This is a genomic window from Clostridia bacterium (assembly GCA_017394805.1).
Taxonomy (GTDB): Bacteria; Bacillota; Clostridia; order Christensenellales; family CAG-1252; genus RUG14300.
The window spans coordinates 121441-148177 of record JAFPXC010000013.1; the positions used below are offsets into that span (position 1 = coordinate 121441).

Sequence of the window (26737 nt, forward strand, 5' to 3'; positions counted from 1 at the left end):
CGAGGTCGGTACCCTTGTCGGGTAGAATGTTCTGCGCTGTGTATATTTCCCTTGATTGCGTATCGTCGTCAACAGACCTTGTAGATTTTGCCGTCTATTCCTTCTCCCTCTTGTTTATCCTTGTCCCAGGTCTTCATCTCTACCAGGTTCCAACTATTCGTGGCAAGGTAGGTCGAGCCCATCCGCGTATAGGTGCAACCGGCCTGGTATTCGGCGGGTTTCTCTTCTTTTTTCTTGCGCGAAGAGGACTGATTGTCGTCGTTGCCCGCCATCCGCTCGAGAATGAACATCACGACGGCAAATATCACGATAAGGATACACCCTATGACGTAAAGGAAGGTTTCGAACCCGTTTGAACAGCCGATTTTGGCGAACAGAATGGTTGCGACGATGAGGCACAATTCGCCGATGATGATGACCGCTAATCCTGCCATACCGCCCACCTTCACGCCCAGCAGAATGCCGCCCGTGGCCACGCACACCAACGCGATGATACCGAGAACCACCGCCGCCGTGTGCATTTTGTCGTAGTTTTTGATGACTTTCGGCTCTTTGGGCTTTTTCTTCTTGTTTTTGGGCTGTCGCACTTTGGGCTCGCTCAGCAAGACCAATTCGTCGCTGTAAGGCGGCTTGTCATCGAATATCACGTCCGAAATGGCGACCGCTTGCGTCGTCGTCATAGACGCGTCTTCGCGCGGCGCGATGTCTATATCCATCCAATCGTCATCTTCCGCTCGCGCTTCCTCGGGCAAGAAGGCCCCGTACGCGTTGCCGTTCGATTGTGCGGGTACGGCATTCCCTGCGACGGGACGGACCGCACCACTTGGGAAGCCGCTCTGCGCCGAAGCGGGTTTCGTCGCGGATGGCGCATAGGCGGGCGAAGTGGGACGAACCGTGTTGGGCGCAAGGGCGCCTGCCTGCGGCGCGTCGCCGCGGGTTTTCTCTCGCGCGGGCTTTCTCTCTTCTTCCTCTTCGGTTTGCCGCGCCAATGCGCATTCGACGCAGGTCAACACGAAGACGATACAAGTGAGTGCGCATAGCGCGACCCAAATCGCCGCCCAAAAATACAATCCGCTCTGTGTTCGGAAGAGCCATCGCGTAAGGGGATAAAATACATCTGCTGCCGATACGTAGGACGGTGCTATGCCACCCAATCCCGTGAAGGCAAGGAGAGTGCTGAATAATCGGACTTGTTCGTACAAAGAATAACCCAGTGCGCCGCCATACAGAACGGCCGCGCAGATCCGCAATCCCGTTTTGTCCTTTTTTACGCCGATACCTACCAATATCAACGCCACCAAAAGCGCCAATATCGAGCCGAACAAGGGCAAGAGTGCGGGCAAGAGTGCGGGAATATCCACCGAACCGCCATGCTCCCAAGCGCCTGTCGCGGGTAGCAACTGAAACAGCCCATCCGTCATCGACAGTAGCAAGACGAGAACACCGAAGATAATAATAGTAATCCCAATGGTTTTTTTCATGTCCTTTCTCCTTTGAACCTTATGAATATCATTTAGTCGTTTTATTTCCACGGGGTGGGAACGCCGTCCACGTAATGCCAGTAGTTACCCGCCTCGGTGGGTTGTGTGGCGCTGTAGTAGTAGCGGATGGCGTCTAACAATGCGGTATTTCCTGACATAATGTCGATCGATTCCCACTGCGCAGATGTTCCCTTATAGAGGACGAATCTCAAGGCTTTACAGTAATCGAATGCACTCCAACAAATAGACGTCACACTGTCGGGGATAAAGACAGCGGTCAAGTTAAAGCAGTACTGAAGCATGCCTTCTCCAATGGTTGTCATGCTGTCTGGAATGCTAATAGAGGGCAATGCGCTACAGCCACTGAACGCATAAGGCCAAATATAGGTCACACTGCCGGGGATATCCACATCGTACAATCTGCTACAGTTGTAGAATGCAAATTCCCTGATATAGGTCACGCTCGCGGGGATGGTGATAGATGTCAAACCAGTACACCCATAGAACGCATGATCCCAGATAGTGGTCAGTTGGCTACCCTCGGCAAAGGTAACAGTGTTCAACCCAGTACACTTATAGAATGCATATTCCCCAATATGGGTCACGCTATGGGGAATGGTGATAGAGGTCAACCCGCTACAGCGAGAGAATGCATGATCGCAGATAGTGATCACGCTATTGGGAATAGTGATAGAGGTCAACCCGCTACAGCTCTCGAACGCCCGGTTCCCAATCGCAGTCACGGGTTTGCCTTGGTAGATCGCGGGGACTACCACCTCGGTATCGCTACCAATATATCTAGAAACATGATATTCATTTAATGATAGATAGTACTGCAAGCCTTGGGTACCCGACTGTGCAGAGGGGCCAGCCGTCTCTTCCCACACGGTGGGAACGCCGTCCACGTAATGCCAGTAGTTACCCGCCTCGGTGGGTTGGGTGGCGCTGTACAGAATTAGAGCGTCATCGATATAACCTCGATTAAGCCCATCTATATCGATGGAAATGTACTCTTCAAACGTGCCGCGATAAAAAACCGCATTCAATCGATCACAATAGCAACACGCGTTACCTCCTATTTCGGCTATACTTCGCGGCAAAACAATGGATATAAGTTGAGTGCAATTGTAAAAGGCACCCTGTCCGATAGAGATGACACCCTCGGGAATGGTGATAGAGGTCAATTCGCTACAGCCAGAGAACGCACCGTCCCCAATAGAGGTCACGAGTTTGTCTTGGTAGAACGCGGGGATTTCCACCTCGGTATCGCTACCAATATATCCCGTCACGGTATATTTACCGTCAGCCAAAGCATATTGAAAGTCTTGCGTCCCTTGCTGCGCAGAGTAATTCGACGTTCCTTCCCACTCGGTGGGAACGCCGTCCACGTAATGCCAAAAATTGCCCTTTTCGATAGGCTCGGTCTCGCTGTAATAGTAGCGAGTTGCCGCGACAAGGTCACGGTTGTACATCTGAATAACGATGCGGTCCCAATCTTCGCTATCCCCCATAAAGAAGACGGTACTCAACCTGTCGCATCCTTCGAAAGCCCGGCTCGCGACTCTACGCACGTTTGCGCCGATTACCACGTGATTCAACCTGCTACAGCCGCTGAACGCATCTTCCCCGATAGAGGTCACGCTGTCGGGTATCGTGACAGAGGTCAATTCGCTACAGCCATAGAACGCACCGTCCCCAATAGAGGTCACGCTGTCGGGAATGATGATAGAAATTAACCCGCTACAGTCATAGAACGCATACCCCCCGATAGAGGTCACGCTGTCGGGGATGGTGATGGAAGTCAACCCGCTACAGACCGAGAACGCATATTCTCCGATAGAGGTTACACTATCGGGGATGTTGATAGAAATCAAGTTAGAGCAACCCGCGAAAGCCCTGTCCTTGATGGCGACAACAGGTTTTCCTTTATACGAGCGCGGGATAAAAGCGACCAATCGATCGTCATTCTTCACGGAATAGCCTGTGACCGCCATACCATCGCCCACATCCGAAAACTCCAGATCCAAACTTTTGTTAGGCTGTATGCGTTGCAAATATAACGGACCGCACGCGGACAAAAGAAGCGCAGTGGTCGCCATCGTCAAAACTATCCCCAGCCAAATCGTAAATCTTTTCATTTTCTCGTTCTCCTTACGTTTTGGGCTCCGCAGTTAAGCCAATCGGGAGCCCCAAAAAAAATATGGTAAATGATTAGAATAGTATAATGGTATCATATATAGCCCACATAGGTCAATAGTTTGGGCTACAATTAGCCCACCCGATTTTGAAAAGGATGAGATTTTGCAAGAGGAGATAGGGCTTATGGACGTATGTGAAGCAGTCAAAACGCGCATCTATAGCTTGTGTGCGCAACGCGGTATCAGCATCAACAAATTGGCGACAGAGGCGGGCTTGTCCCGTTCGTCGCTCAAAAATATTCTGTATGGGAAAAGCCGCAACCCCGGCATTGTTACCATCAAAATCCTTTGCGACGGATTGAATATGAGTTTGGCGCAGTTCTTTGACGCAGAGCCCTTTAGCGCTTTGGACCAGGAGATCAAATAGTGCCCGCGCCCCTCTTAAAGTGCGCCTGCCGTAACCGAAAACCCCATGGACGTACCGAGCAAATCGCAACGAAAGGGGCGTAGACCCATCCGAGCCGGGCGGTGAAAGCACGCGTCGCGGTCTCGTTGGGGGGCAAACGGCGGATTTGCGCCCCCACGCAGGTTGAAATCGGCATAAAAAAGCGCAAAAAACATATACTTTTAGTATATTTTTTGTCTAAAAAGAATTGCAAAATACGCGAGGGCGTGATAGAATAGTTATAGATTATGCATCGTAAGGTGTATTTTGGAGGGATATATGACGGATAACAACAGTTTGTTTTTGGCCGTGATGATCATCGGTTACGTGATTTTGGGCTTGTTGACCATCGGCGTCATCATCAAAATCGCGTCCGTGTACGCTCGGTACAAAGAGAGTAAGAAAGGTGCCGCCATCGAGTTGAAAGATTACAAGGTGTTGGCCATCGCACAAGAGCAAGGCGAGACCACCATTCTTTGCAAGGGAGTGGAGGATCTTCCCGCAGAAGATACCAACGTGGTAGTGGCCGCAGACGGCGAGGAGGCGTAATATGACAACTATGTTTACCGTGTTTTGGATTGTAGTCGTAGTCGTGTTGGGCCTGGACTTCATCGGCGCCATCGTGCTGTGCCTGTTGGAGAACAAACTCAAAAAGCAACGCCCCGATAACGCCAACGAGTTGGATATCGAGAACGTGACCACCCACACCGAGGGCGAGGACGTGTATCTGCACGTTACCGACGGTATCGTACACGTCATCAAAGAATTGCCCGCCGCCGAGGTCGTAGTCAAAGAGGTCGTCAAAGAGGTCGAAGTCGTCAAAGAAGTCGAGGCGGAGCAAGCCGCCGAGGCCGAGCAACCCGCCGCAGAGGAGGAGATTGCGGGCGACGCCACCGAGGGCGAAGTCGAGTTGGACGCCGAGGGCAGAGTGGTCTTCATCGCTTCCGAGCAAAAGCAGACCTATTTGGACAAATTGGCCGCTTTGGACAAAGAGACTTACGCTTTGTACGAGGAATTGGTCAACTACTTGGTCTCCAAGGAGAACGTCAAGCAGATCACCACTTCCAACAAGGCCATCTTCAAATATAAGACCGACCGCTTGGTCATTTCCACCGTGCGTCGCGGCGTCATCACGTTGCAATTCATGTTGATCAACTCCAGCCTGGAGCGTTATATGCGCGCCGAGGGTGCCAAGCAAATCAAGGTCACGCCCGTCACCATTCGTTTGGTTGACGAAGATACTTTGGCAAGAGCCAAGAGCACTGCCGACCTGACCATCGAATATTTGGAGCAAGAGAGAGTGTACAACGCCGAGCAAAAGAAGGCCGCCCGCAGAGAAGCGCGTCGCCTGAAAGCCGAGGCAGAGCGTGCCGCCGCCGCCGAAACGGCCGCTGCCGACACCACCGACACCACGGACGGCGAATAATCACGTTATCACAAGAGATAGCCGCAAGTTTTTGCGGCTATTTTTTTGTGCGGTTTTGCAAATAGTTTCGGCAATAATTTGACATTATCCGCTATCCAAAACTACAATAGCAGTATGAAGAGATCTGGTATGCGCGTCAAAGATATGGATATGACTAAGGGCGGTCTGTTCGGCAAGATAGCGGCGGTGGCTCTGCCGCTGGCGTTGTCGGGCATTTTGCAACTCGTCTTCAACGCGGCGGATCTCGTCGTCATCGGCAAGTATTCCGAGACGAGCACGGTGTCGTTGGCGGCGGTCAGTTCCAACACGGCGCTCATCGGTCTCATCATCAACGTGGCCATTGGGCTGTCCTTGGGCGCCAACGTGGCGTTGGGGCAGGCCATCGGTCGAGGGGACAAAGAAGGCGCGCACCGTGCTTTGCATACCGCCATGCTCTTGTCCGTGGTGTGCGGGTTGGCCACCGCAGCCATAGGCTGCGCGATGGCGCGGCTTTTCCTCGAGTGGATGCAGACGGACGCCACGGTCATCGACAAGGCCACGACGTATCTGCGCATCTACTTTGCGGGTGCGCCCGCCAATATCGTCTTCAATTTCGGCGTGTCCGTGTTGCGGACCAAGGGCGACACCACCCGCCCGCTGTTGTATTTGGCTGCCGCGGGGCTACTGAACGTGGGGCTCAATATGGTCTTGGTCATCTACGCCAAGATGGACGTCGCGGGCGTGGCGCTCGCCACCATCGTCTCCCAATATATCAGTTGCGCTTTGACCGTCGCCGCCCTCGTTAGGGAGAAAGGCTATTGCCGCCTCGTTCTCAAGGATCTGCGCTTCTACAAGCGCGAATTGATACAAATCGTCAAGGTGGGGCTTCCCTCGGGCATATTGAGTTCTTTTTTCTCCATCGCCAACGTGCTTATCCAGTCCAACGTCAACACCTACGGCGCCGCGCTCATCGCGGGTTCGGCCACCGGCAACAGTCTGGAAGGCTTCATCATCGTCAGCATGAACTCGGTCGGCAACGCGTCCGTCACCTTTTCGGGGCAGAACTTCGGCGCGCGGCGCTTCGACCGCATACAGCGCACCGTCGGCATCTGCGTGGGGTTGGAGTGCTTGGTGTGCGGGTTGGGCGCGGCACTCTTTTTGGGATTCGGCCGCTTTTTCCTGGGGCTGTACACCAACGATCCCATGGTCGTCGTCTACGCCTACAACCGTTTGTGGGTTACCTTGCCCCTCTATTTCGTGTGCGGCACGGCCGAGGTGTTCGCGGGCGGTATGCGCGGTATGGGTCACGCCGTCAAGCCGATGATGTCCAACCTCTTCTGTATATGTGTTTTCCGCGTGATATGGGTCAATACGATTTGCCAAATCTACCACGTGCCCGAGTTGCTCTATTTGTCCTGGCCCTTGAGCTGGCTCATCAACGTGGTTTCGTCGGGCGTTCTCTACGGCTACACCCTCTACCGCGAACGCACGCATGAATCCCCCGTCGAACCCGCGGACGAATCCCCCGTCGAGGGCGCGCCCGTCGTAGCGTAAAACGCCCGTGCAATGCGCGCGGTTATTATTATTCTAAATAAACTCGGAGTAAAAAATTATTGTAAATCGTCCAATGGGAGCAATTTGACGTCGAAGGTGGCGTCATCGTATATCTCGATGATCGTGCCGCCGCGTTGGGTGTGTTTTTCGAGCATATGCGGGTAGGCGAAGTAGTCTATGCTCATGCCGTACGTCATACGGATACCCCGATAGGTGGCGGACAGCGTATTGAGGTGGTCGTGGCCGAAGAACATACCCTTGCAACTGCCCAACTTGACCATTTCGGCGAAGAACGTGCCTTCCAGCGTTTTGGGGTAGCCGAAGTAGTTGTCCTTCTCTTGCACGAAGCCGAGATGATAGGTGGCATCGTCCGTTTCTCCGCGATAGATATGATCCCACGCCGTTTTGATTTCTTTGGGCGGAATGTGGAAAAATGCCAAAGAGGGCAGGGGGCGTTCGACGTCCTCGGACATATCTTTGATGGTCTTGACGTACCAATCCACTTGGTCTTGGTGAATAATATCGAATCCCGAGAAAAAACTCTTGCCGACGTAGGCGTTGCTGTCAACGAACATCAACGCGAGTATATCTTTGCCGTCTTCCCCTTTGAGCGGAATGCAGTAGTTGCCGCACCCCGTCAGCCCCGCCTCGCCTTTGGCGAAGTAGCAGTCGGGCCGGGAGATCATATAGTCGGCAAGTTGTTCCTTTTGGTAGCGTGCGTGCGGCTCGGTGTCGTGATTGCCGAACACGGCGCACCAAGGCAGGTGATACTTGGCCAACAGATCGCCTACCATGCGGAAGGGTTTGAGATTGTCGTGCGAGCCGCCCAAGGTCACGAAAGGATACCCAACGTCCCCCGTTATCACGCAAAAATCGGCCTCGGCCGCACGTACGATTTTCTCCACGGCAGAGAGGGCCAATTTGTCGTTGCGGCGGCACAACAGACCGCACCCCAGGTGGATGTCGGTCAGTTGCAGAATGCGCAGGGGTTTGCCTCTTTCCTTGTAAATGACGGCGCCGCCGTCCGTGCGTTCTATTCTCATATCAGTCCTTTTTGTCCTCGCTCGGCGTCGCGGGTTGCGCGGCGTCCCACGCGGCCTTGGCTTCGGCTATCATCTTAGCGTCCGCGTCCGCGTCGTATTTGCCGTAATGGCGTTCGATGAGGGCGACGCGCTCGGCTTTTTCTTCCTCGGTGAGGCTGTCGAATCTACCTTCTTTCACCGCGTCCGTAAAGAAGCGTATGCGCGTCAACACCGCGTTGTTGAGTTTGAAGCGGAAAGAGGAGAACATGGCCAACGCGATGAGCACGGCTATGGACACGCCCATCAGCACGCGTATGGTCGTCAGCACCGCGCCGATTCGTTCGCCCACCGCCGCGGCGGAGAAGTTTTCGGCCTTGATGGAGAGTTGCCCCGAATGGGACAATTCCTGCGCTTTGGCGGTGATTTCCCCGTTGAATTGCATAAAGAAATCGCCGATGGTGGTGGATTTGGTGGCGGCGTAGGCCTCGGCCAAGGCCGACGTGCCGTCCTCTTTGACCAACGCTTCCGCGCCTTGCACGGCGGCGTTGTAGCCGTCGTATCCCACGCCCGTCAATATCCAGCCTATCATGCCCACGCCCAATGCGCCGCTTATCTTACGCGCAAAGGTCATCATACCGCTATACGTACCCGTGGGGTGTTCGCCCAATTTGAGTTCGGCCACGTCCAACGTGTCGGGGAAGTTCATCCAAGGTATCATCTGCGCGCCGCCGAAGCCGAAGCCCATCACGAAGGCGACCACGGGCACCAGCCACGAGGGGCACCACGAGGGATCCATCACGGCGAAGAAGATGCCGCCCACGATGTAGAAGGGCAGGCCCATACGGAAGGCGAATCCCTTGCCTTTTTTGTCCATCATCACGCGCACCAAGGGGAAGCTCAGCACGGCCGCCACCGACATGGGCGCGACGATAAACAGGCTGCTGAACCGCATGGTCGTGAAGCCCAGATCCAGCACCGAGCCGCGCCACACGTGCGAGGCGTAGTAAGCGGCCAGGGCGGACAGCATATCCATACAGGTAAAGGCGGTGACGTACATGGCGATATGCCACTTGTACGAGCGATTCTTATAGGGCTTGACGTAGCCCTCGATGAATTTTTTGAAGGAGAAGCGCTCTTTCTTTTCGTGCGGGGCGGGCTTGACGCGCTCTTTGACGAAGATAGAGCAGACGACGAGGCCGCCGCCAAACAGACTGCCGAATACGACCGCCGTTAAGATCCAGAATTGCGTGGTGGTGAGGGTGCCTTTGTCCTGCAAGGCGTTCAGCAGAATGAGGGGAACGATATAGGAGATACCGCTCGCCGCCGAGGTGAAGACCAATTTGACCGTGTTGGCGTTGTTGCGCTCGCGGAAAGAGGGCGAAATATCCGACGCCATCGAGGTGTACGGCACTTGCGACACGGTGGAGCAGGTGCTCCAAAAGAGATAGAATACCAGCATCCACGCGATCATGCCCGCCTGGGACGTAATGCCCATACGGTGCAGGGGCGCGAACAAGAGGAACAGAGCCACCACGATGCACAAGCCGCCCACCAGCATATAGGGCTTGCGCCGCCCCCAACGTCCCCTGGTATTGTCGGACAAAAAGCCCATCACGGGGTCGGTGACGGCGTCCCACAACTTCGCCAGCATCATGATGGTGCTGGCCGCCGCGGCGGTAATGCACAGCGTATCCGTCATATATTTCAACAGGATACACGAAATCATGGCGACCGCGCCGCCGTCCATCAAGCCGCCCAAGCCGTAGGCGATCATCTCCCCTATCGGCACGCGGTCTTTGGGATCTACGTAGGGTTTCGGTTGTTTCTCTTTTTTCACTGGAATACCTCGCGTCCAAGTGCGTTGATATATATAATATATCACAATCCCTCTCCCGTTTCAAGGGGCAAATGGCGATTGCTTGGCGTTTGGCGACAAAAAACCGTCGAGCGTGCGCTCGGCGGTTTCGTTTTGCTTCGTTTGTTGACGATATACGATTACTCTTCGCTGCCTTTCACCTCGTAGTCCACGTTGAAGTCGGTGTAATAGTTGCGTTGTTGGCAATCGAAGGAGCCGTCCGGACGAACGACGATAGCGGTGCAGCCGCGCTGGCTGTGCTGTTTGAAAATGCCCGCGTAGGCCAGGTAGTCCACGCTCATGCCGTAGGTCAGGCGCATGGTGTAGTCGTCTTTGGTGTAGCGCACCGAGAAGTTGTTGATATGGTCGTGGCCGCAGAACGCACCCTGCATGGCGTTGGCTTTGGCCGCCGCCCAGAACTTGCCCGCGAGGGCCTCGTTCTTGACGCCGCAGAACACGCCGTAGGTATTTTCGTCCGATTTGGCCAAGGGGTTCGCGGACGCGCCCGTGATCTCGTCGTTGTAGCCGTAGATATATTCCACGTGTTCGCTGTTTGCCATCACTTCGCCTCTCACGCCCATTTTGCCGTTGGTCTCCACCAATTCGCCCCAGGCTTCGCGGTATTCGCGCAGAGGAATGTGGAAGAAAGCGAGGTTTTTGATGGGTGCGTCTACGCCCTTCGCGGCGTTTTGCTGGCGCAACTTAGCCATCTCTTGCGTGTACCAGTCGATTTGGTTTTGATGGATATTGTCGTATTTCCACAGCGCGCCGAAGACGTCGCCGTCCGTATAACTGTGGCTGTCGAAGAGGACCAACGCTTGGGTGATGACGCCCGCCGAGTTTTTGACCTTGATGATATTGTTGCCGTAGCCGAAACTCTCGGCCTCGTCCTTATCGGCGATATCGTTGTTGGCCGAGAAGAGGCAATACTTGAAGTTTTGCTCGGCGTACCAATCGCAAATCTCTTGGCGCGTGTAGTAGCTATAGGCCTCGGTGTCGTGGTTGCCGAAGGCAAACGTCCAATATACGCCCAACGCTTCCATCTCGTTGGCAAACACCTTGGCGGGGTTGAGGTTGTTGAACGAACCCGACGAAAAGGGCACGGGGTAGGATATGTCGCCCGTGATGATGACGAGGTCGGGCGTGCTCTTGCGCACCATGGTGGCCACGGCGTTCATCGCCCACGGATCCTCGTCTTTGCTCAAAAATCCCGAGCCGATATGCACGTCCGTCAACTGCAATACGTTGAGATCTCTGTCCGTTGTGAAGGTGTAGTATCCGTCCGCGTCCTTGGTGGGGACGAGTTGGTCGGCGTAGGCCACTTTTTCGAAGGACTTGGCCTGCTCGATAAGCGCCTTGGTCGTCACGACGTTCAAAATGGGAACGAGCGCGATGAGAAGGATAATCACCAAAGCGATTGAGCCGACCACGATGGCGGCGATGGCGCAACCGCGTTTGCGTTTTTTCTTGTTGCGGTTGGTGTGCTCCATAGGCTCTTTGTCCTCGATGGCGACGCCGGCGGCGGCTTGCTCTTGGACGGGCTCTTGGACGGCCGTTTCCTCTTGGGCGGTCGCTTCCTCTTGGACGTTCGTGTCGTTCGTATTTTCCATATCGGTCATAGACGTTACCTCTCCTTTTGAGAATACTATTATTATATAATCGTTTGGCGCGTTTGTCAATATCGCTTTTTCGCAAAAGTCGTGCATAACCTGCGGCTAAAGGGGCAACACTTTCGGTATGAATTGTGTGATCGTTTGCGTGGGAACGGACAAAATATGCGGCGACAGTTTGGGCCCCATGGTGGGCAATCTCCTGCGCCATCGCTACGCGGTGCCTTGCCCCGTGTACGGGGTGGAGGGCCGCACGGTCAACGGTGCCAATCTCGAGCGGTACCGTCGGTTTTTGGACGCGCACTACGCGGGCGTGCCCGTCATCGCGGTGGACGCGGCGTTGGGCGAGGTCGACGAAGTGGGCAAAATCCGCTATCGCTTGGGCGGCGTGCAGGCGGGCTGTGCGTTGGGGCGCAAAAGCCCCGCCGTAGGGCAGTTGGCGGTGCTGGGCGTGGTGGGCGTCAAGGGCGAGGACGCCATCTCCACCTTGCTCGAGGTGCCCTTCGCCTTGGTGGAGCGGTTGGCCGAGGATATCGCCCGCCGGATAGCGACCGCGTTGGAGGACTTGCGGGCGGTATGTTGACGGCGCTCGAAAAGGTGCTTATCTACAGCGTTGTCGGTTTCGCTTTCCTTTTCGTCATCGCCAAGATCCTCGGCAAGAAACAAATCGCCCAACTTGACTTTCTGGACTACACCATCGGCATCTCGTTGGGGTCCATCGCGGCGGATATGGCCTTCGACATCGAGCGGCCGATATGGTACTACCTCGTGGGCATGGCCGTGTTTGCGGTCTTGGATCTGCTGTGTAGCGTATTGGGGCGCAAAAACAACTTTTTCAAGCGCGTTTTCGTGGGCAAGCCGCTCGTTTTGATAGAAGAGGGCCGCCTCAATTACCGCAATCTCAACAAGAGCAAACTGTCCCTCAACGAATTTTTGTCCCTCTGCCGCGAAAAGGGCTATTTCAATCTGGACGATGTGGCCTATTGCATTTTCGAGACCAGCGGCAAGTTGTCCGTCTTGCCCAAAGCGGGCAGAGAAGCGGCCACGGCCTTGGACGTGGGCGCACGGCCCAAAGCCCCCGCCGCGCTCAGCAAGGACGTGGTGATGGACGGCAGGGTGATAGACGCGTGCTTGGCGCAGTTGGGCAAGGACGAGGCCTGGCTTCGGTCGAAACTCGGCGGCGTGGACGTCAAAGACGTCGCCATCGCCTACTACCTCGCCGAAACGGACGAGGTGGTCGTGCACCCCAAGCACCTGCCGCAAAATGACGGGTAAGTCGTCCGCAGCGCGTTTTCGGTGCGGCGCCGCTCCCACCCCGTCTTGCCGTCTGCGCAATTCGCCGAATCGCGTCCTTTTGCACCGTATTTTGAAACGATTATTTTAAGAACGAAACGAATATATTAGACAAGACCGCCGTGCGTATGCTATAATCCGTCTATCAAAGCAAAGGATAAACGCTATGCAACTCACCAAAAAAGCAAAAGCCTTAATTATAGCGGGTGCCGTCGTGTTGGCCGTGGTCATCATATTGGTCAGCATTATGGGCGCGGCGGTCGCCAAGAGCAAGAAGGACCAGACGGTCGCTTCGGGCACTTTGTCTATGTTGGGCAACCTCATTCGCAACAAGAACAAGGTGGACTATCAGGTCTTCGACGACGCGGCCGAGTTCCCCGTGGAGAAATTCCGCGTGAGTATGTCGGCCATGAATCATTGGGAAAACGTCGACGATTACGATTACGCCGACTACCAATACACCTACAAATATACCCTCAACGGAGAGGAGAAGGATGCGGGCGACCTCAAGGGGTTGCAGGAGATGTTCAACGCGTACGGCGCTACCGAAATGTACGTGCGCATCAACACCACGCGCCACTCGCCCCAGTCGGACGTCAACGACTTCTATCACGCCCGTATGCACTGCTTGGACGAGTCGCTCAAAGCGTGCCAAGTGGCCGTTGAGTTGGGTATGCCCATCAACGTAGAGGTGGGGTGTTTCGCGGGGTACAGCGACGCGTTCGAGTCCCAATATCCCGACTTTTCCGAATATACGGACGAGGAATTGGGCATCACCTATCCTCGCACGGCGGACGGTGTGCGTAAAGAATGGAAAGATATGACCATCGAGGAGATCTGCTTGGTGCTCAAAGGCTACGGCAAATTCCTCGCCACGCAGGTCAAGGCCGTGGGCGCCGACGTGGAATATTGGGATCTCGGCAACGAGACCAACTACGGCTTCGGCGGCGTGATGATGCCTTTGAAGAGCGCGGTCAGCAAGGCCACGTCCAAGCAATTCTGGATCACCTATCTCAAAAAGAACTTCGGCGCGGATTGGCTCGCCAAGAATATCTGGTGCTACAACGGGCAAATGTTCGCGGCGCTCAAAGCGGGCATCGTCGAGGTCTATCCCGCGGCCAAGTTCTCCTCGCATATCTCCACTGTCACCTGGGGCGCGGACTATACCGTCAAGTATTTCAAGACCCTTGCCGAAAACGGCTATATGGTCGACCAAGCGGGCATCAGCTACTATCCCAACGCCACGGGCGTCATCTTGGACAAGATCGCCCAAATCAAGCAAATCGTGCTGGCCGTCAATCGTGAACTCCACGTCAACGTGATGTTGGCCGAATACGGCTACGCCAACGAAACCGGCCTTGCCTCGGGCACCTTCGCCAGCTGGAACAATGAGGTGCACGGCTATAAGTTGACCGACGAAGACGGCGCCAAATTCCTCAAGGAACTCATCACGTGGGGTAGGAAGAACGGTATGGCGGGCATTCGTCCCTGGGCGCCCGAGCTCGATTGGGCCAATCCCTGGTTCGATTTCGACAATACCGCCAAAACGGCCACGGCCAAGCAGGTGCTGTTTGACGCGCTCAAAGAAGCGGTGCAATAAGCCCACCCGGCCGAAAGGACGCATTTCATGCAAAAGGACGGACAAGAACGCGTTTCTTGCCCGTCCTTTTTTCGTAGGTATTGCGATTTTCACGCGGAAGTGGTATAATACGATTATGGACAAAGACAAGCAACGCACGGTTTCCGCCATCGTGTTGGTGGCGAGTTGCCTCCTCGCTTCCCTCGGATTGGCCATCGCCAAGATGTACGTGGGGCTTCGCAGCAATTCGCTGGTCGTCACGTTGGACGGAATGAACAGTTTTTTCGACGTCGCTACGGGCGTAGTCACCGTGGTGGCTTTTTGCGTATTGTTCGTGCCGCGTTCCGAACGGCACCCTCACGGGTTCGGCAGGGGGGAGTACCTCGCGGGCTTCGTGGTGGCGTGCGTCACCGTGGTGATGGGCGTGGTGTTTTTGTTCCGTTCGGTGGGCAGATTGGCCATGGCCGAGCCGGTGTACTATCGCTTGTCCAGCATGATCATCATTTTGGTCGCCCTCGTCGTCAAGGTGGGTATGACCGTGGCCTACGGGTTGGTCAATCGCCGCGTCCGCTCGTACGCCTTGCGCGCATTGCTGTTGGACAGCGTGTTGGACGTGGGGGTTACCGCCGTGTCCGTCGCCTCGTTTACGATTTCACAGGCCGCTTCTTACGCGGCAGACGCTTGGTTCGGCATCGCGTTGTCCGTGGTCGTCATGGCGTTCGGCGTCAAGATGGTGGTGGACAATACCCGCCTGTTGTTGGGTGCGGGCGACGTGTCGGCCGAGAGGGACGCGGTGCGACGGGTACTTGCCGCTACCGTGGGGATAGACGCGGTGCGCGCGGTCGTGCTGAGCGATTTCGGCTATCGGTGCAAGGCGGGTTACGCCGAGGTCGTGTTCTCGCCCGCGTTGTCGGTGGAGGAAGCGGCCGAGGTGGCCGCCGAGGTGCGCGCTTCTCTCGCCGAGGAGGGCGTAGACGTTCGATTGGTCCCCGTTTGCACGGACGCCGTGGCAGGGTAATATATGTGCGCGTAGGCGTATGCGCGTATATTGCGCGCGAATTGTATGTTACGCGTGTCGCGCGTAAGGGGCACGCCGCCGTTTCCCCTCGCCCCGCATGGCGGGCGTTTTATATACCGTTCCCTTCCTTGTTCGTATCGTCCGCCTGTTTGAAATACCGTACGCGCTTTTTTCGTCGTCGAGGCCGATTGTCGGCTTGCTTGCCCGTGATTTCTGGCTCGTTTTGCGGAATTTTTCGCACGAATAAAAAATTATCAAAAAATTAATAATCTTAGCCGTAATTTAATTTTATACAATTTGTATATTTTTAGTTGACTTAGTTGACTTTTATGAATTATATTGTATCTTGCCTTATTTCGCGCATACTCGCACGCGCGTATATAGGCCAAACGTAGAAAATTTTATTTGAGGAGTGAAGATATGTCTCACAAATTGAACATCGTAAAGTATGGCACGACCGAGAGATTGAGCTTTTCCAAGACCCGTCAGGTAATGGATTTGCCCTACTTGATGGAGTTGCAAATTAACTCGTACAAGCGGTTCAAAGAAGAAGGTATCCGCGAGATTTTGGACGAGTTTTCTCCTATCGTGCAACGTGCCACCACCGGCGGTCAAGAGCGTTTCGTATTGGAGTTCGGCGACTATTATTTCGAAGAGCCCAAGATGAGCGCCAGGGACTGCAAATGCAAAGCCGTCACCACCTATAGTGCTCCGCTCAAGGTCAAAGTGCGTTTGATTTTGCGCGAGAAGGGCGACCTCATCAAAGAAGACGAGATCTTCTTGGGCGACATTCCCCTTATGACGGACACCGGCTCCTTCATCATCAACGGTGCCGAGCGCGTGGTCGTCAGCCAGCTGGTGCGTTCTCCGGGCGTCTATTTCGAGAAATCGGTGGACAAGAACGGCGACGCCAGCTACAAGTGCACGGTCATTCCCAAGAACGGCGCTTGGCTCGAGTTCGAGCAGGACAAGGACATTTTGTGGGTGCACGTCGATCGCAAGAAGAAGATCAGCGCCACTTTGTTGTTGCGTGCTTTGGGACTCAATATGAAACAGGGCGCTTCCAAAGTCGACGACGACGATATCCAAGCCGTGTTCGGCGACAAGGACGACTTGCTCAACAAGACCTTGGAGCACGACAAAGAGGAGTTCCACGATTTGATGAGAGCCAAGAAGGAGTTGTATTCCAACATCCGCGGCGGCGAAGTCATCACGGACGAGGGCGTCAACGCCAACATTCCCTCTATTTTCTACGACAAGAAGCGTTACGATTTGTCCCGCGTCGGCCGCAACAAGTACAACAAGAAGTTGTCCCTTGCCGCCCGCATCGCCGAGCGTGAGTTGGCCGAGGACATCGTAGACGAGGAAAGCGGCGAAGTGCTTGCCGAAAAGGGTACCGTATTGGACTACGACACTGCGTGGGCCATTCAGAATATGGGCGTCAACCAAGCCTATGTCGTGGGCGACGACGGCGTCAAGGTCAAGATTATCGGCAACGCCACCGTGGACTTGGGCAGATTTATTTCGGTCGATCCCCGCAGCATCGGCGTCACCGAGTGGGTGCACTATCCCACCCTCAAAGAGATTTGGAAGGATTGCGCCACCGAAGAGGAGAAGATCGAGGCCGTCAAAGCCCATATCCCCGAGTTGGTGCGCAAGCAGATCTGCATCGAGGACATCGTCAGCATCGTCAACTACAATCTGGCCCTGCCTCACGGCATCGGCTCTTTGGACAATATCGACCACCTCTCCAATCGTCGTATCCGTGCGGTAGGCGAACTTTTGCAACTCGAAATGCGCAAAGGTTTCCAAAACATGGAGCGTCAAATCATGGAGAAGATGAACACCACGTCGGCCGACGACGCCGAGATCAAGAAGTTCATCAACACCAAGCCCGTCACCAGCAAGGTCAAGGAGTTCTTCAACACGGCGCAACTTTCGCAGTTCATGGATCAGCAGAACCCCATCGCCGAGTTGACGCACAAGCGTCGTCTTTCCGCCCTTGGCCCCGGCGGCCTCAACCGTGAGAGAGCGGGTATGGAAGTGCGCGACGTCAACCATACGCACTACGGTCGTCTGTGCCCCATCGAAACGCCCGAAGGTCAAAACATCGGTTTGGTCAACAGTTTGTCTACCTACGCCCGCGTCAACGAGTACGGTTTCATCGAGACGCCCTATCGTCGCATCGACAAGGCGACGGGCATCGTCACCGACGATATCGAGTATATGACCGCGGACGTGGAAGACCAATATATCATTTGTCAATCCACCGAGCCCATCGGCGAGGACGGCCGCTTGGCCAACGCCGAGGTCGCCGCGCGTTTCCGTGAGGATATCCGCAAGGTGCCCGCCAAAAAGGTGGACTATATGGACGTTTCGCCCAAGCAGGTCGTGTCCGTGGCCGCCAGCTTGATTCCCTTCCTCGAGAACGACGACGCCAACCGCGCCCTGATGGGTAGCAACATGCAGCGTCAGGCCGTGCCTCTCATCAAGCCCGAAGCGCCTATGGTCGGCACCGGCATCGAATACAAAGTGGCCACCGACTCGGGCGTTATGGTATTGTCCGAGACCGACGGCGTGGTCACCCACGTGTCCGCCAACCGCATCACGGTAGAGAACGGCGGCTTCGTCAAGGAGTACGAGTTGCAGAAGTTCGAGCGTAGCAACCACGAGACCTGCATCAACCAACGCCCCATCGTGTCGGTCGGTCAACAGGTCAAGGTGGGCGACGTCTTGGCGGACGGCCCCTCCACCGACCACGGCGAGTTGGCCCTCGGCCGCAACATTCTCATCGGTTTCATGACGTGGGAAGGTTACAACTACGAGGACGCCATTCTCATCAGCGACGAGTTGGTGCGTGACGACGTGTTCACGTCCGTGCACATTTCCATCTACGATACCGAAGCGCGCAACACCAAGTTGGGCAACGAGGAGATCACCCGTGACATTCCCAACCGCGGCGAAGATATGCTCAAAGACCTCGACGAGGATGGCATCATCAGAGTTGGCGCCGAAGTGCGTTCGGGAGACATTCTGGTCGGCAAAGTCGCCCCCAAGGGCGAGGCCGATCCCACCGCCGAAGAGCGCTTGCTCCGCATGATTTTCGGCGAGAAGAGCCGCGACGTCCGCGACGTCAGCTTGACCGTCCCGCACGGCGAGCACGGCGTGGTCGTAGACGTGCAGGTCTTCACCAAAGAGAACAAGGCCGATATGAACACCGGCTCCACCAAGTGGGTGCGCGTGTTCATCGCGCAAAAGCGTAAGTTGGGCGTGGGCGACAAGATGGCCGGTCGTCACGGCAACAAGGGCGTCGTGTCCCGCGTGTTGCCCAAGGCCGATATGCCTTTTATGGCCAACGGCACCAGCCTGCAAATCGTGCTCAACCCCTTGGGCGTGCCCAGCCGTATGAATATCGGTCAGGTTTTGGAAGTCCACTTGGGTTTGGTGTGCAAGACGGCCGGTTGGCACATTGCCACCCCCGTATTCGACGGTGCCACCGAGCAGGAGATACAGGAGTTGCTCATCGAGAACGGCTTGCCCGAGGACGGCAAGATGCAGTTGTTCGACGGTCGTACCGGCGAGCCCTTTGAGAATCGTATCACCGTCGGTTATATGTATATGCTCAAGCTTATCCACTTGGTCGACGACAAGATCCACGCGCGTAGCACGGGTTCCTACGCCCTCGTTACCCAACAGCCCTTGGGCGGCAAAGCCAAGTTCGGCGGCCAGCGTTTGGGCGAAATGGAAGTGTGGGCCATCGAGGCGTACGGCGCGGCCAACGTGTTGCAGGAGATGCTGACCGTCAAGTCGGACGACATCGAGGGCAGAGCCAGAGCCTATTCCTCCATCACCAGCGGTCAATACATTGCCGAGCCGGGCATTCCCGAGAGCTTCCGCGTGTTGGTACGCGAAATGCGTTCGTTGGGGTTGGACATTCGTCCCATCGGCGCGGGCAACCAGGAGATTTCGGACAGCACGCCCGACGAGACCGTGGAGGAAGTCGAGCCCAAGAACACCAGCGAGATCGACTTCTCCGAAATTTTCTCTGGTATGCAATCCACCGAGGAAGAGGAGAGCGTATTTGACGAAGACGATCCCTTTGCAAGTCTCTTCGGCACGGATACGGACGACGACGGCAACTTGAATTAAGGAGGTACGGTAGTATGTACGAAGTAAAGAATTATGATTCCATCAAAATCGGTTTGGCTTCTCCCGAAAAGATCAGGGAGTGGTCGCACGGCGAAGTAAAACGCGCCGAAACCATCAACTACCGCACCCAAAAGCCCGAGCCGGACGGTCTGTTCTGCCAAAAGATTTTCGGACCCATCAAGACGGGCGAATGCGCCTGCGGCAAATACAAACGCACCCGCAACAAGGGCATCGTGTGCGAGCGTTGCGGCGTCAAAGTCGAGGACAGCAAAGTGCGCCGCGAGCGCATGGGACACATTGAGTTGGCCGCCCCCGTGGCGCACCTCTGGTATCTCAAAGGCGCCCCTTCGCGCATTGCCACCGTGTTGGCTTTGCCCCCCAAAGACGTAGAACACGTCGTGTATTACGCGAGTTATATCGTCCTCGAGGCCAAGCCCGAGACGGGTTTGGTGCGCAAGCAAATCATCAACGACAAGCAGTACGGCGAGATCATCGAGCAATATGGCCGCGACAGCGTCAAGGTGGGTATGGGTGCCGAGAGCATCAAGATTTTCTTGATGGAAGTCGGCAAAAATCTGGACGCCGAGATCGAGGCGTTGCGCAAGGAGATCGCTTCCGCCCAAGAGGCCAACAAGAAAGACAGGGCCACCGTCAGCGCCAACATCGTCAAGGCGGCCAAGCGTCTGGATATTTTGGAGGCCTTCAAAGAGACGGGTAGCAAACCCGAATGGATGATTTTGGAAGCCTTGCCCGTGTTGCCTCCCGAGTTGCGCCCCATGATCCCCCTCGAGGGCGGCAGATACGCCACCAGCGACCTCAATGACCTCTATCGTTTCGTGGTCAGTCGCAACGACCGTCTCAAGAAGTTCTTGCAGTCGGGCGGCGTGGACGCCATGATCCGCAACGAGAAGCGTATGTTGCAAGTGGCGGTCGACAACCTCATCGACAACACCAAACGCGCCAAGTCCACCTCGGGCAAATCGCGTGAGCTCAAGAGCCTGTCCGCTATGCTTTCGGGTAAGCAGGGCCGCTTCCGTCAAAATCTGCTCGGCAAGCGCGTGGACTATTCGGGCCGTTCGGTTATCGTCGTCGGTCCCGAGCTCAAAATGTATCAATGCGGTCTTCCCAAAGAGATGGCGTTGGAACTCTTCAAGCCCTTCATCATGAAGGAGTTGGTCGCCCGCAACTACTGCAACAGCATCAAAAACGCCAAGCGTTACGTGGAGCGCGTTCGCAGCGAAGTGTGGGACGTTTTGGACGACGTCATCAAGGATCATCCCGTGCTTCTCAACCGTGCGCCTACGTTGCACCGTTTGGGCATTCAGGCCTTCGAGCCCGTGTTGGTCGAGGGCAGAGCGCTCAAGTTGCACCCCTTGGCTTGTACGGCGTTCAACGCCGACTTCGACGGCGACCAAATGGCCGTGCACGTTCCTCTTTCCATCGAGGCGCAGTCCGAGGCCCGCTTCCTGATGCTGTCCACCAACAACATTCTCAAACTGTCGGACGGCAAGCCTATCGTCGTGCCTACGCAGGACATGGTTTTGGGCAGCTACTACCTCACCATCGAGCGTCCCTTCGAGGCGCAGCGTGAGGGGGAGAGCGAGCTTGACTACAAGCGTCGCACCCAACACGTCTACGGTTCGGTGGACGAGGCCAAGATGGCCTATCAAACCAAGAATATCGGGTTGCAAAACCCCATTGTCGTCAAGGTTTCCAAAGAAATCGACGGCAAAGTGTACAGCAAATTCATCAAGACCACGGTCGGTCGCTTGATTTTCAACGAGGCCATTCCTCAGGATATCGGTTTCGTGTCGCGTGAGACGCCCGAGCAACAGTTGGATTTGGAAGTCGACTTCTTGGTCAAGAAGGACGAACTCAAGAAAATCGTGGACAAGTGCTACCGTGCGCACGGCAACACCGTTACCGCCGCCACGTTGGACAAGATCAAGGCGTTGGGCTACAAGTACAGCACCTTGTCGGGCTTGACCACCTGCGTGTTCGATATGCACATTCCCGCCAAGAAGGCGTCCATCATCGCCGCCGCCGACAAAGAGGTCAGCAAAGTGCAAGCCCTCTTCAACCGCGGCTTCATCACCGACGAAGAGCGCGAGCGCAAGGTCGTCGAGATTTGGACGGACGTCACCAACGAGGTCACCAAGGAATTGAACGGCAGCTTGGACACCTTCAACCCCATTCGTATGATGCAACACTCGGGCGCCCGTGGTAGCACGGAGCAGATCCGTCAGTTGTCGGGTATGCGTGGCTTGATGAAGGATCCTACCGGTAAGACCATCGAGTTGCCCGTCAAGTCCAATTTCCGCGAGGGCTTGGACGCGTTGGAGTACTTCATCAGTTCGCACGGCGGTCGTAAAGGTTTGGCCGATACGGCTCTGAAGACGGCCGAGTCCGGCTACCTCACCCGTCGTTTGGTCGAGATCGCCCAGCCCATCATCATTCGCGAGGACGATTGCGGCGATACCATCGGCACCGAAGTCACCAACATTTACAACGGTCAAGGTCAAATCATCGAGCACCTCTACGAGCGTTTGATCGGTCGCTTCTCCATCAAGGAGATTCGCCATCCTCGGACGGGCGAGTTGTTGGTTCCCGCCGACAGCATGATCACCGAGGCGCAAGCCAAAGCCGTCGAAGACGCGGGCATCGAGAAGGTCGCCATTCGTTCGGTGTTGGAGTGCAAACGTCCCTACGGCATTTGCGCCAAGTGCTACGGCGCGGATATGTCCAACGGTCAGTTGGTCAAGATTGGAGAGGCCGTGGGCGTCATCGCGGCGCAATCCATCGGTGAGCCGGGCACGCAGTTGACCATGCGTACCTTCCACACGGGCGGCGTTGCCGGTGCCGACGATATCACCGCCGGTTTGCCCAGAGTCGAAGAGTTGTTCGAGTGCCGTCCTCCCAAGGCGCAAGCCATCATTTCGGAGATCGCGGGCACCGTTACGGTGCTTGACCAAGACAAGCGCAAGGTCATTACCATCGAGCCGAAGAACGGCGGCGATGCCAAGTCCTACAACCCCGCCTACAACGCCAAATTGTTGGTGAAGACGGGCGACGAGGTCGAAGCGGGCGCTCAACTTACCCACGGCGCCATCAACTTGCAGGAGTTGTTGCGCGTGCGCAACGCGCGTGCCGTGCAGGACTACCTCACGTGGGAAGTCAAAAAGGCCTACCAAGCTTCGGGCGTTACCATCAACGACAAGCACATCGAGATTATCATTCGTCAGATGCTGCGCAAGGTGCGCGTGGAGTATTCGGGTACCACCAGCTTCCTGCCCGGTGAGTTGGTCGATATCGCCAGATATCAAGAAGTCAACGCCAAGACTATCGACGAAGGCGGCAAGCCCGCCCTCGGCAAGCGTTGCCTGTTGGGCATCACCAAGGCTTCTTTGGCCGCCGAGTCCTTCCTCGCCGCCGCCTCTTTCCAAGAGACGACCCGCGTGCTGACCGACGCCGCCATCAAAGGCAAGGTCGATCCCTTGATCGGTCTCAAAGAGAACATTATCCTCGGCAAGTTGATTCCCGCGGGTACCGGTCTCAAGCAATATAACGATATCACGGTCATGCCCGTCAGCAACATTCAAGAGGCCGAGGTGGACATTCCCGATATCGGTGACGACGACTAAAGATTAGCGTAAGCGTTACTACGGCAAAGCCTCGCTTTCGGCAAAGCGGGGCTTGCCGACAAGGAGAAATATGAAATACAGACTTTTTACCAGCGAAAGCGTGACCGAAGGTCATCCCGACAAGGTGTGCGACAGCATATCGGACGCCGTGTTGGATGCCGTGCTGACCGTAGATTCGGACGCGCATTGTGCGTGCGAGACGTGCGCCACTACCGACATGGTGTTGGTGATGGGCGAGATCCGTTCTAACGCACGAGTTGACATAGACCAAATCGTTCGTGATACGGTGAAGAATATCGGCTACGACCGCGATTGTTGCGGGTTCGACAGCCATACGCTTACCGTCATCAATCGACTGCACGCGCAGTCCGTCGATATCGCCAAGGGCGTGGACACGTCCGAAGAGGCGCAGGAAGAGGCGGACGACAACGCGTACGACCGTCAGGGCGCGGGCGACCAGGGCATGATGTACGGTTTCGCTTGCCGCGAGACCGAGTGTTTGATGCCCTTGCCCATCACGTTGGCGCACGCCTTGACCGCGCGGCTCACCGCCGTCCGCAAAGAGGGCGTTTTGCCCTATCTTCGTCCGGATGGCAAGGCGCAGGTCACGGTGGAGTACGACGGACTCAAACCCGTGCGCATTCACACGGTCGTGGTGTCTACCCAGCACGACGAATGGGTGTCGCAGACCCAAATTCGTGAGGACGTCATAAGGGAAGTGATACAAAAGGCGCTTCCCGCGGACCTTCTCTACGAGGGCACGCGCATCTTCGTCAACCCCACCGGGCGCTTCGTTATCGGCGGCCCCGACGGGGACAGCGGCCTCACTGGGCGCAAGATCATCGTCGATACGTACGGTGGCTATTGTCCGCACGGCGGCGGTGCTTTTTCGGGCAAGGACGCCAGCAAGGTGGACCGTAGCGCGGCCTACTACGCCCGCTACGTGTGCAAAAACGTGGTGGCGGCCTCCCTTGCGGAGCGCTGTCAGCTCGAGGTCAGCTACGCCATCGGGCGCGCGCACCCCATCAGCATTCGCGTGTCCACGTTCGGCACGGGGTTGGTGGCGGACGACGTCTTGGAGCAAATCGTGGCCAAGGTGTTCGATTTCCGTCCCGCCGCCATCATCGACCAGCTGGGGTTGAAACGCCCTATTTACAAGAGGACGACCAACTACGGCCATTTCGGCAAGCCCGACTTGCCGTGGGAGCAGGTAGATAGAGTAGAGGCATTGAAGAAGGAGTTTGCTGCTTGGAAATAAGAGGCACGGTAGAAGGCTTGATTTTCCGCAACGCCGAGAACGGTTATACGGTTGCGGCAGTAGACGCCCACGGCTTGATGATTACGGCTGTGGGCATTTTTCCGCCTATCACCGAGGGTGAGGACGTGGTCTTGGTGGGTGAGTACAAAAAGAACGCCCGCTACGGCGACCAGTTCGTCGTGTCGCAGGTCATCGTCGCCCCGCCCAAAAGCCCCGAAAACATGGTGCGCTATCTGTCGGGCGGTCTGTTCCCCGGCGTAGGCGAAGTGACGGCGCGCTCCATCGTGCGCACGTTCGGTGCTGATACCTTCGACGTCATCGAGTTCAATCCCGCGAGATTGGCCGAGGTACGCGGCATTTCCCGCCGCAAGGCCGACGCCATCACCGAGCGCTACGTCGAATTGCGCAAAATGCAGCGGTCCATTATGTTTTTGACGCAGTATCACGTCTCCCTCAACCTTGCCATCAAGATTTACAAGCATTACGAAGATCTCACCGAGAGCATCATCAAGACCAACCCCTACAAGTTGGTGGAGGATATCGACGGCGTGGGGTTCCGCACGGCCGACACCATCGCTTTGAGCATGGGCGTGGCCAAAGACGACGTCAACCGCGTGCGCGCGGGGCTTCGCCACACCTTGGACGACGGCGCCAATCGTTTGGGACACACCTATTTGCCCTACGGGCAAGTGGTGGCCATGACGCTCAAATTGTTGGAGTTCGAAGAGGAGCAGGCCAACCTCGTGATGGACACGTTGGAGTCTATGGAAATCGTGGGCGACGTCAAGCGTATCAACGAGCCGGACGGCGGCACGGGCGTGATGCTATTCAAGCACTTCAACCGCGAGCAAGCCATTGCCAAGCGGTTGGTGCAGCTCATGCAGGAGGCCATTCGGTATCACTTCGATTACGAGCGCGAGATAGACTTCTTCGAGAGTCTATACCATATTCGGTTGCACCCCAAACAGCGCGAGGCGGTCACCGCCGCCATGAATTCGGGCGGCGTGGTCATTACGGGCGGCCCTGGCACGGGCAAAACCACCATCATCAAGTGCATCATTCACCTTTTGGAGCGCGTGGAGTCTTCCTACGTGCTCACCGCGCCCACGGGCAGGGCGGCCAAACGCATGAGCGAGGCCACCGAGCGCGTGGCCAAGACCATACATCGCTTGCTCGTTCTCACGCCCAAGGCCCTCAACGTGTCCTACACCTACAACGAGGACAATCCCTTGCCCGCCGACGTCATCATAGTAGACGAAATCTCTATGGCGGACGAGAGTATTTTCTACGCCTTATTGCGTGCCGTCAGGCGCGGCGCCCGACTTATCCTTGTGGGAGACAAAGACCAACTGCCCTCGGTGGGCGCGGGTTGCGTGCTTGCGGATATCATCGAGAGCGGCGTCATGCCCGTCGTTATGCTCGACCATATCTACCGCCAGCAGGAGGGCAGTTTCATCATCACCAACGCGCACCTCATCAACAAGGGTACCTTGCCCGAGCCGGACAAGACCAGCCGCGACTTTTTCTTCGACTATACCGACGACGAGTCCAAGATGCTCGAGGACGTCGTGCAATTCTGCACCAAGCGCATCTCCACCTATCTGGACGTCACTCCCGCCGAGATACAGGTTTTGGCACCGCTCAAAAAGGGCGAAGTGGGCGTCAATCACCTCAACGAAGTCTTGCAGGCCGCCGTCAATCCTCCCGCCGTGTTCAAAAAAGAGATCAACGTGGGTATGAATTTGGTACTGCGCGAGGGCGACCGCGTCATCCAAACCTGCAACAACTACGACATCGAGTGGACCAAAGAGGACGAGGGTGTAGTCACCTCGGGCACGGGCGTATTCAACGGTGACGTGGGCGTCGTGTCCGCCATCGACCGCGGCAGCATGACCGTCACCGTGCGCTTCGAGGACGACCGAGTGGCGGTGTACGGCGCGGACGAACTCTCGGACGTTTCGCTTGCCTACGCCGTCAGCGTGCACAAGTCGCAGGGCTCCGAGTTCCGCGTAGTGCTGGTGGTGGCTTCGCAGTACAATCCCATGGTGCTTAACAAAAATTTGCTCTACACCGCCGTCACCCGCGCCAAGGAGATGGTCGTTCTCGTCGGCAACAAGCGCACTTTCCAATATATGGTACGCAACAAGCGCACCGAGCGCCGCTACACCGCCTTGGTTCGCTTCATCAAGGAACTGGCGTAGCCTATCTTATCCCCAATCCAATCTAAATAGAGGCACGACCTATCGTCGAGCACTTGCCGTAGCCTGTGGGATAGCGGCGTTCGCTCCC

17 protein-coding genes are annotated in these 26737 nt (G+C 56.1%); 12 read left to right on the top strand and 5 right to left on the bottom strand.

The window, feature by feature from the left end; genetic code table 11:
- Positions 1–68 precede the first annotated feature (68 nt).
- Both II896_03650 and II896_03655 read right to left on the bottom strand, forming a co-directional pair.
- Positions 69–1481 carry a hypothetical protein gene (locus tag II896_03650; protein ID MBQ4443741.1) on the bottom strand — a complete coding sequence of 471 codons (1413 nt, stop codon included), beginning with the start codon at positions 1479–1481 and terminating at the stop codon, positions 69–71.
- Positions 1482–1522: 41 nt separating this feature from the next.
- The gene (locus tag II896_03655; GenBank protein ID MBQ4443742.1) at positions 1523–3619 is read right to left on the bottom strand and encodes a leucine-rich repeat domain-containing protein; all 2097 of its coding nucleotides are present in this window, start codon (positions 3617–3619) and stop codon (positions 1523–1525) included.
- A 184-nt stretch (positions 3620–3803) separates the two neighbouring features.
- Between II896_03655 and II896_03660 the strand changes: the two genes are divergently transcribed.
- The 4 genes from II896_03660 to II896_03675 all read left to right on the top strand — a co-directional run bounded on the left by II896_03660 (position 3804) and on the right by II896_03675 (position 7023).
- Positions 3804–4046, top strand: coding sequence for a helix-turn-helix transcriptional regulator (locus II896_03660; protein ID MBQ4443743.1), 243 nt, complete (start codon positions 3804–3806; stop codon positions 4044–4046).
- Positions 4047–4343: 297 nt separating this feature from the next.
- On the top strand, positions 4344–4613 hold the full coding sequence (locus tag II896_03665; GenBank protein MBQ4443744.1) for a hypothetical protein: 270 nt from the start codon (positions 4344–4346) through the stop codon (positions 4611–4613).
- 1 nt (position 4614) lies between these two features.
- Complete coding sequence (locus II896_03670; GenBank protein ID MBQ4443745.1) at positions 4615–5490, top strand: hypothetical protein; 876 nt, start codon at positions 4615–4617, stop codon at positions 5488–5490.
- Between the two features lie 114 nt (positions 5491–5604).
- On the top strand, positions 5605–7023 hold the full coding sequence (locus tag II896_03675) for an MATE family efflux transporter (GenBank protein MBQ4443746.1): 1419 nt from the start codon (positions 5605–5607) through the stop codon (positions 7021–7023).
- Between the two features lie 56 nt (positions 7024–7079).
- Here the strand turns inward: II896_03675 and II896_03680 are convergent, their stop codons facing one another.
- The 3 genes from II896_03680 to II896_03690 all read right to left on the bottom strand — a co-directional run bounded on the left by II896_03680 (position 7080) and on the right by II896_03690 (position 11519).
- Complete coding sequence (locus tag II896_03680; protein ID MBQ4443747.1) at positions 7080–8066, bottom strand: metallophosphoesterase; 987 nt, start codon at positions 8064–8066, stop codon at positions 7080–7082.
- A 1-nt stretch (position 8067) separates the two neighbouring features.
- Positions 8068–9882: an MFS transporter gene (locus tag II896_03685; GenBank protein ID MBQ4443748.1), complete on the bottom strand. Its 1815-nt coding sequence runs from the start codon at positions 9880–9882 to the stop codon at positions 8068–8070.
- A 158-nt stretch (positions 9883–10040) separates the two neighbouring features.
- The gene (locus II896_03690; protein ID MBQ4443749.1) at positions 10041–11519 is read right to left on the bottom strand and encodes a metallophosphoesterase; all 1479 of its coding nucleotides are present in this window, start codon (positions 11517–11519) and stop codon (positions 10041–10043) included.
- 118 nt (positions 11520–11637) lie between these two features.
- Between II896_03690 and yyaC the strand changes: the two genes are divergently transcribed.
- From yyaC to II896_03730, 8 genes are all read left to right on the top strand, one after another.
- Positions 11638–12093, top strand: a complete 456-nt coding sequence (gene yyaC, locus II896_03695; GenBank protein MBQ4443750.1) for a spore protease YyaC — start codon at positions 11638–11640, stop codon at positions 12091–12093.
- Positions 12087–12785 (top strand): DUF421 domain-containing protein, encoded by a 699-nt coding sequence (locus tag II896_03700; GenBank protein MBQ4443751.1) that lies wholly within the window; start codon positions 12087–12089, stop codon positions 12783–12785. Before yyaC ends, II896_03700 begins: the two co-directional genes overlap by 7 nt.
- 184 nt (positions 12786–12969) lie before the next feature.
- On the top strand, positions 12970–14403 hold the full coding sequence (locus II896_03705) for a glycosyl hydrolase 53 family protein (GenBank protein MBQ4443752.1): 1434 nt from the start codon (positions 12970–12972) through the stop codon (positions 14401–14403).
- A gap of 115 nt (positions 14404–14518) precedes the next feature.
- Complete coding sequence (locus II896_03710; GenBank protein ID MBQ4443753.1) at positions 14519–15400, top strand: cation diffusion facilitator family transporter; 882 nt, start codon at positions 14519–14521, stop codon at positions 15398–15400.
- Positions 15401–15820: 420 nt separating this feature from the next.
- Positions 15821–19549 carry a DNA-directed RNA polymerase subunit beta gene (locus II896_03715; protein MBQ4443754.1) on the top strand — a complete coding sequence of 1243 codons (3729 nt, stop codon included), beginning with the start codon at positions 15821–15823 and terminating at the stop codon, positions 19547–19549.
- A 14-nt stretch (positions 19550–19563) separates the two neighbouring features.
- Positions 19564–23190: a DNA-directed RNA polymerase subunit beta' gene (gene rpoC, locus II896_03720; protein ID MBQ4443755.1), complete on the top strand. Its 3627-nt coding sequence runs from the start codon at positions 19564–19566 to the stop codon at positions 23188–23190.
- A gap of 70 nt (positions 23191–23260) precedes the next feature.
- Positions 23261–24448, top strand: coding sequence for a methionine adenosyltransferase (gene metK, locus II896_03725; protein ID MBQ4443756.1), 1188 nt, complete (start codon positions 23261–23263; stop codon positions 24446–24448).
- The gene (locus tag II896_03730; GenBank protein MBQ4443757.1) at positions 24439–26649 is read left to right on the top strand and encodes an ATP-dependent RecD-like DNA helicase; all 2211 of its coding nucleotides are present in this window, start codon (positions 24439–24441) and stop codon (positions 26647–26649) included. The genes metK and II896_03730 overlap by 10 nt, the downstream gene beginning before the upstream one ends.
- The last annotated feature ends 88 nt before the right edge of the window (positions 26650–26737 follow it).

What these genes read in the sequence shown, in the direction of transcription:
- II896_03715 (MBQ4443754.1), top strand. Translation starts at nt 15,821, where the DNA reads ATGTCTCACAAATTGAACATCGTAAAGTATGGCACGACCGAGAGATTG.
- II896_03690 (MBQ4443749.1), bottom strand. Translation starts at nt 11,519, where the DNA reads ATGACCGATATGGAAAATACGAACGACACGAACGTCCAAGAGGAAGCG.
- II896_03660 (MBQ4443743.1), top strand. Translation starts at nt 3,804, where the DNA reads ATGGACGTATGTGAAGCAGTCAAAACGCGCATCTATAGCTTGTGTGCG.
- rpoC (MBQ4443755.1), top strand. Translation starts at nt 19,564, where the DNA reads ATGTACGAAGTAAAGAATTATGATTCCATCAAAATCGGTTTGGCTTCT.
- II896_03665 (MBQ4443744.1), top strand. Translation starts at nt 4,344, where the DNA reads ATGACGGATAACAACAGTTTGTTTTTGGCCGTGATGATCATCGGTTAC.
- yyaC (MBQ4443750.1), top strand. Translation starts at nt 11,638, where the DNA reads ATGAATTGTGTGATCGTTTGCGTGGGAACGGACAAAATATGCGGCGAC.
- II896_03710 (MBQ4443753.1), top strand. Translation starts at nt 14,519, where the DNA reads ATGGACAAAGACAAGCAACGCACGGTTTCCGCCATCGTGTTGGTGGCG.
- II896_03670 (MBQ4443745.1), top strand. Translation starts at nt 4,615, where the DNA reads ATGACAACTATGTTTACCGTGTTTTGGATTGTAGTCGTAGTCGTGTTG.
- II896_03680 (MBQ4443747.1), bottom strand. Translation starts at nt 8,066, where the DNA reads ATGAGAATAGAACGCACGGACGGCGGCGCCGTCATTTACAAGGAAAGA.
- II896_03700 (MBQ4443751.1), top strand. Translation starts at nt 12,087, where the DNA reads ATGTTGACGGCGCTCGAAAAGGTGCTTATCTACAGCGTTGTCGGTTTC.
- II896_03705 (MBQ4443752.1), top strand. Translation starts at nt 12,970, where the DNA reads ATGCAACTCACCAAAAAAGCAAAAGCCTTAATTATAGCGGGTGCCGTC.
- metK (MBQ4443756.1), top strand. Translation starts at nt 23,261, where the DNA reads ATGAAATACAGACTTTTTACCAGCGAAAGCGTGACCGAAGGTCATCCC.
- II896_03655 (MBQ4443742.1), bottom strand. Translation starts at nt 3,619, where the DNA reads ATGAAAAGATTTACGATTTGGCTGGGGATAGTTTTGACGATGGCGACC.
- II896_03675 (MBQ4443746.1), top strand. Translation starts at nt 5,605, where the DNA reads ATGAAGAGATCTGGTATGCGCGTCAAAGATATGGATATGACTAAGGGC.
- II896_03650 (MBQ4443741.1), bottom strand. Translation starts at nt 1,481, where the DNA reads ATGAAAAAAACCATTGGGATTACTATTATTATCTTCGGTGTTCTCGTC.